Origin of the sequence: Streptomyces pimonensis, assembly GCF_041380215.1 — a bacterium.
GTDB classification, from domain to species: domain Bacteria; phylum Actinomycetota; class Actinomycetes; order Streptomycetales; family Streptomycetaceae; genus Streptomyces; species Streptomyces pimonensis.
This window is the reverse complement of record NZ_JAHWZY010000015.1, coordinates 1-12,202: the sequence shown is the minus strand read 5'-3', so window position 1 is coordinate 12,202 and position 12,202 is coordinate 1. Positions and strand designations below refer to the sequence as shown.

General features: G+C 71.0%; 15 protein-coding genes and 3 tRNA genes. 12 read left to right on the top strand and 6 right to left on the bottom strand.

What is annotated here, in order from left to right; all coding sequences use genetic code 11:
* Nucleotides 1-15: 15 nt before the first annotated feature.
* The 3 genes from KYY02_RS16790 (at nt 16) to KYY02_RS16780 (ending at nt 281) form a co-directional block, all read left to right on the top strand.
* Nucleotides 16-88 (top strand) — tRNA-Glu (locus tag KYY02_RS16790).
* A gap of 21 nt (nt 89-109) precedes the next feature.
* Nucleotides 110-181: transfer RNA gene (locus KYY02_RS16785), tRNA-Gln, on the top strand.
* 27 nt (nt 182-208) lie between these two features.
* Nucleotides 209-281: transfer RNA gene (locus KYY02_RS16780), tRNA-Glu, on the top strand.
* Between the two features lie 129 nt (nt 282-410).
* On the opposite strand, the gene ndgR is transcribed toward KYY02_RS16780, so the two are convergent.
* Nucleotides 411-1,124 (bottom strand): IclR family transcriptional regulator NdgR, encoded by a 714-nt coding sequence (gene ndgR, locus KYY02_RS16775; protein WP_030824707.1) that lies wholly within the window; start codon nt 1,122-1,124, stop codon nt 411-413.
* A gap of 195 nt (nt 1,125-1,319) precedes the next feature.
* Between ndgR and leuC the strand changes: the two genes are divergently transcribed.
* The 4 genes from leuC to KYY02_RS16755 all read left to right on the top strand — a co-directional run bounded on the left by leuC (nt 1,320) and on the right by KYY02_RS16755 (nt 4,632).
* Nucleotides 1,320-2,750: a 3-isopropylmalate dehydratase large subunit gene (gene leuC / locus KYY02_RS16770; RefSeq protein ID WP_371238765.1), complete on the top strand. Its 1,431-nt coding sequence runs from the start codon at nt 1,320-1,322 to the stop codon at nt 2,748-2,750.
* 6 nt (nt 2,751-2,756) lie between these two features.
* Entirely contained in the window at nt 2,757-3,350 is a 594-nt protein-coding gene (leuD, locus tag KYY02_RS16765; RefSeq protein ID WP_371238764.1) for a 3-isopropylmalate dehydratase small subunit, read from the top strand.
* A 276-nt stretch (nt 3,351-3,626) separates the two neighbouring features.
* A complete protein-coding gene (locus KYY02_RS16760) occupies nt 3,627-3,857 on the top strand; it encodes an SCO5555 family protein (protein ID WP_371238763.1) in 231 nt (76 codons plus the stop codon).
* Between the two features lie 136 nt (nt 3,858-3,993).
* Nucleotides 3,994-4,632, top strand: coding sequence for an HU family DNA-binding protein (locus KYY02_RS16755; protein ID WP_371238762.1), 639 nt, complete (start codon nt 3,994-3,996; stop codon nt 4,630-4,632).
* Between the two features lie 108 nt (nt 4,633-4,740).
* Here the strand turns inward: KYY02_RS16755 and KYY02_RS16750 are convergent, their stop codons facing one another.
* Nucleotides 4,741-4,944 carry a hypothetical protein gene (locus tag KYY02_RS16750; protein WP_030824720.1) on the bottom strand — a complete coding sequence of 68 codons (204 nt, stop codon included), beginning with the start codon at nt 4,942-4,944 and terminating at the stop codon, nt 4,741-4,743.
* 9 nt (nt 4,945-4,953) lie between these two features.
* Complete coding sequence (cofC, locus tag KYY02_RS16745; protein WP_371238761.1) at nt 4,954-5,592, bottom strand: 2-phospho-L-lactate guanylyltransferase; 639 nt, start codon at nt 5,590-5,592, stop codon at nt 4,954-4,956.
* Nucleotides 5,593-5,766: 174 nt separating this feature from the next.
* Between cofC and KYY02_RS16740 the strand changes: the two genes are divergently transcribed.
* The 3 genes from KYY02_RS16740 (at nt 5,767) to KYY02_RS16730 (ending at nt 8,823) form a co-directional block, all read left to right on the top strand.
* Nucleotides 5,767-6,576 (top strand): lysophospholipid acyltransferase family protein, encoded by an 810-nt coding sequence (locus tag KYY02_RS16740; RefSeq protein ID WP_371238760.1) that lies wholly within the window; start codon nt 5,767-5,769, stop codon nt 6,574-6,576.
* Nucleotides 6,573-7,583 carry an NAD(P)H-dependent glycerol-3-phosphate dehydrogenase gene (locus KYY02_RS16735; RefSeq protein WP_371238759.1) on the top strand — a complete coding sequence of 337 codons (1,011 nt, stop codon included), beginning with the start codon at nt 6,573-6,575 and terminating at the stop codon, nt 7,581-7,583. Before KYY02_RS16740 ends, KYY02_RS16735 begins: the two co-directional genes overlap by 4 nt.
* 82 nt (nt 7,584-7,665) lie before the next feature.
* Nucleotides 7,666-8,823 carry a D-alanine--D-alanine ligase family protein gene (locus KYY02_RS16730; protein ID WP_371238758.1) on the top strand — a complete coding sequence of 386 codons (1,158 nt, stop codon included), beginning with the start codon at nt 7,666-7,668 and terminating at the stop codon, nt 8,821-8,823.
* 16 nt (nt 8,824-8,839) lie between these two features.
* Here the strand turns inward: KYY02_RS16730 and KYY02_RS16725 are convergent, their stop codons facing one another.
* A complete protein-coding gene (locus KYY02_RS16725) occupies nt 8,840-9,340 on the bottom strand; it encodes a DUF3515 domain-containing protein (RefSeq protein WP_371238757.1) in 501 nt (166 codons plus the stop codon).
* A gap of 21 nt (nt 9,341-9,361) precedes the next feature.
* The gene (locus KYY02_RS16720) at nt 9,362-9,595 is read right to left on the bottom strand and encodes an Lrp/AsnC family transcriptional regulator (protein WP_371238756.1); all 234 of its coding nucleotides are present in this window, start codon (nt 9,593-9,595) and stop codon (nt 9,362-9,364) included.
* 207 nt (nt 9,596-9,802) lie between these two features.
* Between KYY02_RS16720 and KYY02_RS16715 the strand changes: the two genes are divergently transcribed.
* Together KYY02_RS16715 and thiD are read left to right on the top strand one after the other, a co-directional pair.
* Complete coding sequence (locus KYY02_RS16715; RefSeq protein WP_371238755.1) at nt 9,803-10,768, top strand: thiamine-phosphate kinase; 966 nt, start codon at nt 9,803-9,805, stop codon at nt 10,766-10,768.
* Entirely contained in the window at nt 10,765-11,619 is an 855-nt protein-coding gene (gene thiD / locus KYY02_RS16710; RefSeq protein ID WP_371238754.1) for a bifunctional hydroxymethylpyrimidine kinase/phosphomethylpyrimidine kinase, read from the top strand. The genes KYY02_RS16715 and thiD overlap by 4 nt, the downstream gene beginning before the upstream one ends.
* A gap of 214 nt (nt 11,620-11,833) precedes the next feature.
* On the opposite strand, the gene rpmB is transcribed toward thiD, so the two are convergent.
* Nucleotides 11,834-12,019, bottom strand: coding sequence for a 50S ribosomal protein L28 (gene rpmB / locus KYY02_RS16705; protein ID WP_004924906.1), 186 nt, complete (start codon nt 12,017-12,019; stop codon nt 11,834-11,836).
* Nucleotides 12,020-12,202 lie beyond the last annotated feature (183 nt).

Genomic DNA, 12,202 nt, shown 5'->3' with positions numbered 1-12,202 from the left:
CTCGGGACCGCTAGGGCCCCCGTTGTGTAGCGGCCTAGCACGCCGCCCTCTCAAGGCGGTAGCGCCGGTTCGAATCCGGTCGGGGGTACTGACTGGTCTAAACCATCATTGGTCTATGGTGTAATTGGCAGCACGACTGATTCTGGTTCAGTTAGTCTTGGTTCGAGTCCAGGTAGACCAGCAGGATCCGCGGCAACGCGTGATCCACGCCCCCGTTGTGTAGCGGCCTAGCACGCCGCCCTCTCAAGGCGGTAGCGCCGGTTCGAATCCGGTCGGGGGTACACAGCGAAGGCCCTCCACCTCGGTGGAGGGCCTTCGGCGTGTCGGCACGAGGCCGTATCCGGGACCGGGGAAGGGCCCGCCGCGGCGTTGAGGCGGGTCCCGTTCCCACGGGACGGTACGGACGGGGTTCAGGAGCGGCGCAGCGCCTCGGACAGGCGGCCGGCGGCGTCGATGACGGCTTGGGCGTGCATCCGGCCCGGGTGGCGGGACAGGCGCTCGATGGGGCCGGAGACCGAGACGGCGGCCACCACGCGGTTCGACGGCCCGCGCACCGGCGCGGAGACGGACGCCACGCCCGGCTCGCGCTCGCCGATCGACTGGGCCCAGCCCCGGCGCCGTACGCCCGAGAGGGCCGTCGCCGTGAACCGTGCGCCTTGCAGGCCCCGGTGCAGCCGCTCCGGCTCCTCCCAGGCCATCAGGATCTGCGCCGAGGAACCGGCCTTCATCGTCAGCGTGGAGCCCACCGGCACCGTGTCCCGCAGGCCCGAGAGGCGCTCCGCCGCGGCGACGCAGATGCGCATGTCGCCCTGGCGGCGGTAGAGCTGGGCGCTCTCGCCGGTCACGTCGCGCAGGTGCGTGAGCACCGGGCCCGCCGTGGCGAGCAGCCGGTCCTCGCCGGCCGCCGCGGCCAGTTCGGCCAGGCGCGGACCGAGGATGAACCGGCCCTGCATGTCGCGCGCCACCATGCGGTGGTGTTCCAGCGCCACGGCCAGGCGGTGGGCCGTGGGTCGTGCCAGTCCGGTCGCCGCGACCAGCCCCGCGAGGGTGGCCGGACCGGACTCCAGAGCGCTCAGGACGAGGGCTGCCTTGTCCAGAACGCCGACGCCGCTACTGTTGTCCATGCAACGATACTTGCGTCTCACTCTGTGAAACGCAAGTTCAATTTTTCGTGGAACCCGCCACTCTGGACGCACGGAAGCAATGCGGCCCGTGGACCACCGGGCCTGGCGGCGGACGCCCGGAAGCAGGGGTGCGGGCGCCGTCTCCCCACAGATCTAGTTGGGCCGGCGCACCATCTGCCGGCCGGAGGGACAGCGATGGGTAGGACACTCGCGGAGAAGGTCTGGGACGACCACGTCGTCCGGCGCGCCGAGGGCGAGCCCGACCTCCTCTTCATCGATCTGCACCTGCTGCACGAGGTGACCAGCCCGCAGGCCTTCGACGGCCTGCGCAAGAACGGTCGCCGGGTGCGCCGTCTCGACCTCACCATCGCCACCGAGGACCACAACACCCCCACCCTCGACATCGACAAGCCGATCGCCGACCCGGTCTCCCGGGTCCAGCTGGAGACGCTGCGCAGGAACTGCGCCGAGTTCGGCGTGCGGCTGCACCCGCTGGGCGACGTCGAGCAGGGCGTCGTGCACGTCGTCGGCCCGCAGCTGGGTCTGACCCAGCCCGGCATGACCGTCGTCTGCGGTGACTCGCACACCTCCACGCACGGCGCCTTCGGCGCTCTGGCGTTCGGCATCGGCACCTCCCAGGTCGAGCACGTCCTGGCCACCCAGACGCTGCCGATGGCCCGCCCGAAGACCATGGCGATCACGATCAACGGCGAACTGCCCGAGGGCGTCACGGCCAAGGACCTGATCCTGGCGATCATCGCGAGGATCGGCACCGGCGGCGGCCAGGGCTACGTCCTGGAGTACCGTGGCGAGGCCATCGAGAAGCTCTCGATGGAGGCCCGGATGACCATCTGCAACATGTCGATCGAGGCCGGCGCCCGCGCGGGCATGATCGCCCCCGACGAGACGACGTTCGCCTACCTGGAGGGCCGTCCGCACGCCCCGAAGGGCGAGGACTGGGACGCGGCCGTCGCCTACTGGAGGACGCTGAAGTCCGACGAGGACGCCGAGTTCGACGCCGAGGTGGTCATCGAGGCCGCCGAACTGTCGCCGTTCGTCACCTGGGGCACCAACCCGGGCCAGGGCGCCCCGCTTTCGGCCTCCGTCCCCGACCCGGCTTCGTACGAGGACGCCTCGGAGCGCCACGCCGCCGAAAAGGCTCTGGAGTACATGGGGTTGGAAGCCGGCCAGGAGCTGCGCTCCATCAACGTGGACACCGTCTTCGTAGGCTCCTGCACCAACGGCCGCATCGAGGACCTGCGCGCCGCCGCGGGCGTCATCAAGGGCCGGAAAATCGCCGACGGCGTACGGATGCTGGTCGTCCCCGGCTCCGCGCGGGTGGGTCTGCAGGCTGTCTCCGAAGGCCTGGACGTGGTCTTCAAGGAGGCCGGCGCCGAGTGGCGGCACGCGGGCTGCTCGATGTGCCTGGGCATGAACCCCGACCAGCTCGCCCCCGGTGAGCGCTCCGCCTCCACCTCCAACCGCAACTTCGAGGGCCGGCAGGGCAAGGGCGGCCGCACCCACCTGGTGTCCCCGCAGGTCGCAGCCGCCACCGCGGTCCTCGGTCACCTGGCCTCCCCGGCCGACCTCGCCGACGCCGACGCCCGTACGCCCGCTGGAGTCTGATCAGTCATGGAAGCATTCACCACCCACACCGGCCGGGCCGTCCCGCTGCGCCGCAGCAACGTCGACACCGACCAGATCATCCCCGCCCACTGGCTCAAGAAGGTGACCCGGGACGGGTTCGAGGACGGACTGTTCGAGGCCTGGCGCAAGGACGCGTCCTTCGTCCTCAACCAGCCCGAGCGCGCGGGCGCGACCGTCCTGGTCGCCGGCCCCGACTTCGGCACCGGCTCCTCCCGTGAGCACGCCGTCTGGGCGCTGCAGAACTACGGCTTCAAGACCGTGATCTCCTCCCGCTTCGCCGACATCTTCCGCGGCAATTCGTTGAAGAACGGCCTGCTGACGGTCGTCCTCGAGCAGAGGACCGTGGACGCGCTGTGGGAGCTCACCGAAGCCGACCCCACCGCGGAGATCACCGTCGACCTCCAGGCCCGCGAGGTGCGCGCCGAGGGCGTCACCGCCGCCTTCGAGCTCGACGAGAACTCCCGGTGGCGGCTGCTGAACGGGCTCGACGACATCTCCATCACGCTGCAGAACGAGCCGGACATCGCCGCGTACGAGGCGAAGCGCCCGTCGTTCAAGCCGAGGACGCTCACGGCCTGACCCGCACCGCGGCCGAAGTCCTCTCCATAGGTCGACTTTCGGCCACCGGAACACCCTCCCGTACCCCCGATCGCCCCGATCGGGGGTACGGGCATGTCTGCACCCGTTCGGCCCCGCGTGCTTCCTTGATGTCCTTCAACTTGCCACGTTAAGAAGGTGGTTGTTGGGGTACACGTGTCACGTGCCCGTGATCCGCGCGTGTGTCCGGATGGCCGTCCGAGGCGGCAGTTGCCCCCTGCGCAGGCGACAACTCGCCCCAGATGGCACAATCTGTGCATGGAACACGACGGCCAACTCCAGCTCTATGCGGCGGTCGCGGTCCAGCTCAAGGAAGCGCACGCGAAGGTGCGCGCACTGCAAGTCCCGGAGGGCGTACGGATGGCGCTGACCCGGAAGCTGCTGGTCATTACGGCCGTGGCCAAACATGATCTCGCCGGTGCGGCAGGGCGTCTGGAGCGGTTCGCCGAGGACCTCGACAGGGGTCGATTCCCCGAAGGGGAACGCTGAACCGGTCGAGGCGGCCGAGTCCGTTGCGGCACAAGGGTGATTAGCCCGTTTCGTGTTTGATTTGCGGTATATATCTGCCTAACGTGCGAAAAAGCTTGAACACTTTCGTTCTGGCGATGTCTCCGAAGGGGAATACGTGAACAAGGCGCAGCTCGTAGAAGCGATTGCCGACAAGGTGGGCGGCCGCCAGCAGGCCGCCGACGCCGTCGACCACGTACTGGACGCCATCGTCCGCGCGGTCGTCGCGGGGGAGCGGGTCTCGGTCACCGGCTTCGGTTCGTTCGAGAAGGTCGACCGCCCGGCCCGCTACGCCCGTAACCCCCAGACGGGCGAGCGGGTTCGGGTCAAGAAGACCTCCGTTCCGCGTTTCCGCGCGGGCCAGGGTTTCAAGGACCTGGTGAGCGGCTCGAAGAAGCTGCCGCGCGGTGGTGAGGTCTCGGTCAAGAAGGCCCCCAAGGGAAGCCTGAGCGGCGGCGCTTCGGCCACGGTCAAGAAGGCCGCCGCCAAGAAGACGACGGCGAAGAAGGCCACCACCAAGACGGCGGCGGCCAAGAAGACGACGGCGAAGAAGGCCACCACCAAGACGGCGGCGGCCAAGAAGACCACGGCCAAGAAGGCGCCCGCCAAGACCGCGGCGACGGCGAAGACCACCGCCGCGAAGAAGACGACCGCCAGCAAGGCCCCGGCGAAGAAGGCGACGGCCACGAAGGCGCCCGCCAAGAAGTCGACCGCGCGCAAGACCACCGCCAAGAAGACCACCACCCGCAAGAAGTAGCGGGCCCTGGTCCGTCCCTTCGGACAAGCGGCACTCACGCGCCGGGCCGGACTCCCTCGGGAGCCCGGCCCGCGGTGCGTTCCGGGGTCCGTCCGGCGCCCCGGGCGGTCAGAACGTCTGGAGCGTCACCAGGGTGATCCGCCGGGCCCCGCCCTCGCCCTCGGTCTCGATGCGCACCCGCTGCCCGGGGCGCAGCAGCAGCAGACCCCCCGCGTCGAACGCCGGGGCGTCGAAGGGCACCGGTGTGCCGTCGTCCAGGAGCACCTGACCGCTGCGGCTGTCGGGGTCGTAGGTGTACGCGGTGGCCTGCATGCCGGCAGCCTACTGCTCCGTGATGAGCGACCGCGCGGCGACCGCGGCCGTGCGGGGGCCGACGCCCATCGCCAGCGCCGCCCGCAGGTCGTCGCCGGTGTCCACGTCCTGCCGCACCGAGTCCACCCCGTCGAGGTCCAGCTCCACGGCTCCGGACTCCCGGTGCCGGACCCGCGAACCGGGGCCGAAGAACGGACGCAGCTCCCGGCCCCGGCTCGCGGCCAGCAGCGTCGTGCCGAGCCCGGCCGTGTCGGCGAGGAACGCGCGCGGGAACGTGGCGGCCGCATCGAGGACACGGGCCAGTTCCGGCGGGCGGAGCGCCGGGAGGTCGGCGTTGAGGGCCGCGACGCAGGCCGCGCGGCGAGCGGTGCCCGCCACCGTCGCACCGTGGGCGAGAGCCGCGTTGAGGCCGCCGCGCGGCTCGTCCGGGACGATTCCGGCCCCCAGCGCGGCCAGCTCCCGGGAGGCGAGGGCGTCGTCCGTGACGACCACCACATCCCGTACCGCCGGGCATGCCAGCGCGGCCGCCACCGTGTCCTGGGCGAAGGCGAGCGCCAGGCCCGGGCGCAGGCCGTCGTCCGCGGTGTCCGAGAGCCTGCTCTTGGCCCGGTCCAGCGGCTTCAGGGGTACCACCAAGGTCCACTGCACGAGTGTTACGTCCCTCTCTTGTCGCGGCCATTGTCACCCGGCACACGGGGCGGCGAGGGGGGCGGGGCGTACGGTGTTCTCGACAGACCGGCGGTCCGGGGCGACACTTGTGCGGCCCGCCGGGCCGCCGGGGCCGGGCCCTGGGCCTGTCATTCGGAAGAGGAAGGTGTACTTGTGCCGCGCCGCAGAATCGGCTTCTGGTACCGCTTCGCCGCGGTTCTCTGCAAACCGCCGCTGGTGGTTCTGCTCAAGCGGGACTGGCGCGGAATGGAGAACATCCCGGCCGAGGGTGGATTTATCACCGCGGTGAACCACAATTCGCACATCGATCCCTTCGCCTACGCGCACTTTCAGTACAACACCGGACGTGTTCCGCGATTCCTGGCGAAGAGCGGGCTTTTCAACAAGGGGTTCATCGGTGCCGCGATGCGCGGCACCGGGCAGATCCCCGTCTACCGCGAGAGCACCGACGCGCTCAGCGCCTTCCGGGCCGCGATCGACGCCGTGGAGCGCGGCGAGTGCGTCGCCTTCTACCCCGAGGGCACCCTCACCCGCGACCCGGACGGCTGGCCCATGACCGGCAAGACCGGTGCCGCGCGCGTCGCCCTGCAGACCAGGTGCCCCGTGATCCCGGTCGCCCAGTGGGGCGCCAACGAACTGCTGCCGCCGTACGCCAGGAAGCCCAGCCTGCTGCCGCGCAAGACCCACCGCGTGCTGGCCGGTCCGCCGGTGGACCTCGACCGCTTCTACGGGCGGGAGATGACCCCGGAACTGCTCAAGGAGGCGACGGAGGTCATCATGGCGGCCGTCACGCGCCAGCTGGAGCAGATCCGCGGTGAGAAGGCCCCCGAGACGCCGTACGACCCGCGCCGTGAGCGGGTCGAGCAGCGCCGCAGGACGCACGCGCAGCGGCGGGACGAGCGGGCGCAGGAACGGACGCGCGGCGGCAGGACCGCCGCACGGGAAGAAGGGCTGAGCACGTGAGTGAGCCGGTCAAGGCGGCCGTCTTCGGCACGGGATCGTGGGGCACGGCCTTCGGCATGGTCCTCGCCGACGCGGGCTGCGACGTCGTGCTGTGGGGGCGGCGCCCCGAACTCGCCGAGACGGTCAACTCCACCCGCACCAACCCCGACTACCTGCCCGGAATCGAACTCCCGGAGAACCTGCGGGCCACCGCGGACGCCGCCGAGGCCGCGCGCGGCGCGGACTTCACCGTCCTCGCGGTCCCCTCGCAGACGCTGCGCGGCAACCTCGCCGACTGGGCGCCGCTGCTCGCTCCCGGCACGGTCCTGGTGTCGCTGATGAAGGGCGTCGAACTCGGCTCCGCGATGCGGATGAGCGAGGTGATCGACGACGTCGTCAAGGTCGGCGCCGACCGCATCGCCGTGGTCACCGGTCCCAACCTGGCCCGGGAGATCGCCGCCCGGAGGCCCGCCGCCGCCGTGGTGGCCTGCCCCGACGAAGCCGTCGCCCGTCGCCTCCAGACCGCCTGTCACACGTCGTACTTCCGGCCGTACACCAACACCGACGTCATCGGCTGCGAGCTGGGCGGCGCCGTGAAGAACGTGATCGGGCTGGCCGTCGGCATCGCGGACGGCATGGGGCTCGGCGACAACGCCAAGGGATCGCTCATCACCCGCGGCCTCGCCGAGACCACCCGGCTCGGAGTCGCGCTCGGCGCCGACCCGCTGACCTTCTCCGGACTCGCGGGCCTGGGCGACCTGGTGGCCACCTGCTCCTCGCCGTTGTCGCGCAACCACACCTTCGGCACCAACCTCGGCAAGGGCCTGACCCTCGAGGAGACCGTCGCGGTCACCAAGCAGACCGCCGAGGGCGTGAAGTCCTGCGAGTCGGTGCTGGACCTGGCCCGCCGGCACGGCGTCGACATGCCGCTCACCGAAACGGTCGTCTCCATCGTGCACGAGGGCAAGCCCCCGGCGGTCGCCGTCGAGGAACTGATGTCGCGCAGCGCGAAGCCCGAACGACGCTGAGCGACGGCCCCCTCCGTTCGGCTCACGGACGGCGTTGCGGGCGCTGTGTCCCGGCACCGCGGGCAGGTACCCTCATCGCGATATGAGCACCGAGAACCTCCCCCAGAGCCCCGAGCAGCCGTCCCGCAAGCCGCGTGTGGCCGTCGTGTTCGGCGGGCGCAGCTCCGAACACGGGATCTCCGTGGTCACCGCCGGAGCCGTCCTCAGGGCCATCGACCGGACCGCGTACGACGTCCTGCCGATCGGCATCACCCCCGGCGGCCGCTGGGCGCTCACCGCCGACGAGCCGGAACGCATGGAGATCAGCGACCGCAGTACGCCCAGCGTCGACCAGCTCGCCGAGTCGGCGGAGGGCGCTGTGGTGCTGCCCGTCGACCCCGCCAACCGCGAAGTCGTCTACAGCGAGCCGGGCTCGGTGCCCAAGGCGCTCGGCGAGGTCGACGTGGTCTTCCCGGTGCTGCACGGCCCCTACGGTGAGGACGGCACCCTCCAGGGGCTCCTGGAGCTCTCCGGCGTCCCCTACGTCGGCTCGGGCGTGCTCGCCTCGGCCGTCGGCCAGGACAAGGAGTACATGAAGCGGGTGTTCACCTCCTTCGGGCTGAAGGTCGGCCCGTACGTGGTGATCCGGCCGCGCGAGTGGGAGCGGGACGAGTCCGCCGCCCGCAGGAGGATCGTCGACTTCGCCGGCGAGCACGGCTGGCCGCTGTTCGTGAAGCCCGCGCGCGCGGGATCGTCGATCGGCATCACCAAGGTCGACGACCTGTCCGGCCTGGACGAGGCGATCGCCGAGGCCCGGCGGCACGATCCGAAGATCCTCGTCGAGGCGGCGCTGCGCGGCCGGGAGATCGAGTGCGGTGTGCTGGAGTTCGAGGACGGCCCGCGCGCCTCGCTGCCGGCCGAGATCCCGCCGCCCGACGCGCACGCGTACTACGACTTCGAGGCCAAGTACATCGACTCCACGCCCGGCATCGTGCCCGCGCCGCTGACCGACGAGGAGACGGCCGAGGTGCGGCGGCTCGCGGTGGAGGCGTTCGACGCGGCCTCCTGCGAGGGGCTGGTCCGCGCGGACTTCTTCCTCACCGAGGACGGCGAGTTCGTGATCAACGAGATCAACACCATGCCCGGTTTCACGCCCATCTCGATGTACCCGCAGATGTGGCAGGCCACCGGGGTGAGCTACCCGGAGCTGGTCGACCTGCTGGTGCGGGCGGCACTGCGCCGGTCGACCGGACTGCGCTGAGCCGCGCACGCACGCGTCAGGGGGCGATCCCCTCGGGGATCGTCCTTCTCAGTGCCGGGGCGAGGTCGATCAGCACGCCCGTGCTGTCCCGTCCGTCGGCCACCTCGACCTCGACGTACGCCTCGCGGTTGGCGGTGGTGAAGCGCTGCACGCCGTCGCTTCGCCTCTCCATGAGCCAGTCGACGCCGTTCACTCCGCCCGGCACCGCGTCGGCGTCGTTGCCGTTGGCCACCTTCGGGTCGGTCATCTTCGGCGGCCGCTCGACGCCGCACCGCAGTATGATCGCCACGCCGCCCCAGCCCGCGGTCAGTTCGGACGCGGGTTCGGGATCGTCGCGACTCTCACCGTCCACCCTCGCCGGCAGGGCCTCGTCCAGGTTCCGGCACAGCTCGGTGACCTTCGCGTCCGGGCGGGGAACCGCCGCGGACGCGCTGTCGTCTGCCGAGGAGCAGCCCGCGACGGTGACCAGCACCGCGAGCGCGGACAGGACGGTGTGCCGGTGACGGGAAGAGTTCACCGGCACAGGGTAGACGGGGGGCTACAGATGGACGACCGGGCAGGTCAGGGTTCGGGTGATGCCGTCCACTTGCTGGACTTTGGCTACCACCATGCGACCCAGTTCGTCGACGGTGTCGGCCTGGGCGCGCACGATCACGTCGTACGGTCCGGTCACGTCCTCGGCCTGGACGACTCCAGGGATCTTGCCGATCAGCTCGGCGACGGACGACGCCTTGCCGACCTCCGTCTGGATCAGGATGTACGCCTGTACCACGGAACCTCCAGGGCGGCCACGAGGATCATGTGGGGAAAAGGAACGCCACGGTATCGCGTCGCCGCTCCTCGCGGGGAGACCCGCGAAAACCGGGCCTTGCGCGCCGGGGCACAGGCACGAGAGAAGTTGACGGTCACTTCGACCGTAGCGAGGACTCGAACGACTCGCGACCGGGCACGGACAGGGATAGAGAGGGTCGAAAGGGAAATGAAGGGCACTGTTGGTGAGCTCGGGGAGTTCGGGCTCATCAGGGAGCTCACCTCCCGCCTCACCACCACCCCGGCGGTCCGGGTCGGCCCCGGCGACGACGCCGCGGTGGTCTCCGCGCCCGACCGCAGGGTCGTGGCCAGCACCGACATCCTGCTGGAGGGCCGGCACTTCCGCCGCGACTGGTCCACGGCCTACGACGTCGGCCGCAAGGCCGCCGCGCAGAACCTCGCCGACATCGCCGCCATGGGCGCCGTGCCGACCGCGCTGCTCCTCGGCCTCGTCGTCCCGGCGGAGCTACCGGTGACCTGGCCCAGCGAGCTGATGGACGGCCTGCGCGACGAGTGCCAGGTGGCAGGCGCGGCGGTCGTCGGCGGCGATGTCGTACGCGGCGACACGATCATGGTGTCGATCACCGCGCTCGGTGACCTGCGCAACCAGGAGCCCGTCACCCGGGGCGGCGCGCAGCCCGGTGACCTCGTCGCGGTGACCGGCTGGCTGGGCTGGTCCGCGGCCGGGCACGCGGTGCTCTCCCGCGGTTTCCGCTCGCCGCGTGCCTTCGTGGAGGCGCACCGGCGTCCCGAACCGCCGTACCACGCGGGGCCCGCGGCCGCCGGGCTGGGCGCCACCGCGATGTGCGACGTGAGCGACGGGCTGATCGCCGACCTCGGTCACATCGCCGAGGCCAGCAAGGTCCGCATCGACATCCGCTCCGGCGCGATCGACATCCCCTCGCAGATGCACGACATCGGCCAGGCCGTCGGCGTCGACCCCATGCAGTGGGTGCTGACCGGGGGAGAGGACCACGCGATCGTGGCCACCTTCCCGCCGGACGTGAAGCTGCCGGCCCGCTGGAAGGTGATCGGCGAGGTGCTCAACCCGTCGGCGCTGCCCCAGGTGACGGTGGACGGGGCGCCCTGGACGACCCAGGGCGGCTGGGACCACTTCGGGGACATCGAGTCATGAGCGCGCCGCCCGGGGTGCTCACCGTGGCCGGCTCCGACTCCGGCGGCGGCGCGGGAATCCAGGCCGACCTGAAGACGATGCTGGCGCTCGGCGTGCACGGCATGAGCGTGCTCACCGCGGTGACCGCACAGAACTCCCTGGGCGTGCAGGGCGCCTGGGAACTGCCCGTGGAGGCGGTGCGGGCCCAGTACCGCAGCGTCGTCGACGACATCGGGGTGCAGGCGGTCAAGACCGGCATGCTGTCCTCCGCCGAACTCGTCGAGACCGTGGCCGACTTGATCGCCGGTACGGACGCGCCGGCGGTCGTCGACCCGGTGGGGGTCTCCAAGCACGGGGACCCGCTGCTCGCGTCCTCCGCGCTGGACTCCGTGCGGGCCAGGCTGCTGCCGGTGGCGACCGTGGCCACGCCGAACCTGGACGAGGTGGCACAGCTCACGGACGTACGGGTCGGGTCGGAACCCGACATGCGCCGGGCGGCCCGGGCGGTGCTGGCGTTCGGGCCGCGCTGGGTGGTGATCAAGGGCGGTCACCTGTCCGGCGACGCCGTGGACCTGCTCACCGACGGCTCCGAGGAACACTGGCTGCGCGCCCCCAGGCACGACAACCGTCACACCCACGGCACGGGCTGCACCCTGGCGTCGGCGATCGCGTCGGAACTGGCGAAGGGCCGGTCCGTGCCGGAGGCGGTGACGACGGCCAAGGCCTACGTCACCGGAGCGATAGCATCCGGCTTCGCCCTGGGCGCGGGCATAGGCCCGGTGAACCACGCCTGGAACCTGAACCCGTCCCGCCGGCCGCGGATGACCGCCGACGCCGTTCCCGCGGGCAGTCGTGTCCCCCCGGTGCCTTAAGGGCCCGGGAGGTGCCCCCGGGGTGATGGGGCCCGCTCGAACGAAGCCGGGAGCGGGGGAGACGCCCTGCAAGGGGCGGGCTGCGCAGACCCGCCCCGGCCGACGACGCCGGGCACCCCGCGAACACGTCGGCCACAGCAAGAAGCCGGCCCACCCCAAGGTGGACCGGCTGGTTGCGGCGAAACCGACTATGGCCGCGCGCTCAGCGAAAGCGTCAGCGCGAGACCTTGCCGGCCTTGATGCACGAGGTGCAGGCGTTCACGCGCTTCGGCGTCCCACCGACCACGGTACGTACACGCTGGATGTTCGGGTTCCAGCGACGAGGCGTACGGCGGTGCGAGTGCGAGATGTTGTTGCCGAAGCCCGGCCCCTTGCCGCAGACGTCGCAGTTGGCAGCCACGGGTCACTCCAAAGACTTCAGATGCACTTACGGTTGATCCCGGCAGGCCGGGATCAAAATCCCGGGCTCCAGGAGCCCTGCGGAATCTGAGTGGCGTTACCGGGGGGAGAGGCCCGATCGGATCGGGCAACCGGAGCAGCATACAACGGCTGCACCCGTAGAACGAAACTACCACGGCGGCTC

Excerpts from the sequence above, each read along its gene's own strand:
- ndgR (WP_030824707.1), bottom strand. The coding sequence starts at position 1,124 with ATGGACAACAGTAGCGGCGTCGGCGTTCTGGACAAGGCAGCCCTCGTC.
- leuC (WP_371238765.1), top strand. The coding sequence starts at position 1,320 with ATGGGTAGGACACTCGCGGAGAAGGTCTGGGACGACCACGTCGTCCGG.
- leuD (WP_371238764.1), top strand. The coding sequence starts at position 2,757 with ATGGAAGCATTCACCACCCACACCGGCCGGGCCGTCCCGCTGCGCCGC.
- KYY02_RS16760 (WP_371238763.1), top strand. The coding sequence starts at position 3,627 with ATGGAACACGACGGCCAACTCCAGCTCTATGCGGCGGTCGCGGTCCAG.
- KYY02_RS16750 (WP_030824720.1), bottom strand. The coding sequence starts at position 4,944 with ATGCAGGCCACCGCGTACACCTACGACCCCGACAGCCGCAGCGGTCAG.
- KYY02_RS16730 (WP_371238758.1), top strand. The coding sequence starts at position 7,666 with ATGAGCACCGAGAACCTCCCCCAGAGCCCCGAGCAGCCGTCCCGCAAG.
- KYY02_RS16715 (WP_371238755.1), top strand. The coding sequence starts at position 9,803 with ATGAAGGGCACTGTTGGTGAGCTCGGGGAGTTCGGGCTCATCAGGGAG.
- thiD (WP_371238754.1), top strand. The coding sequence starts at position 10,765 with ATGAGCGCGCCGCCCGGGGTGCTCACCGTGGCCGGCTCCGACTCCGGC.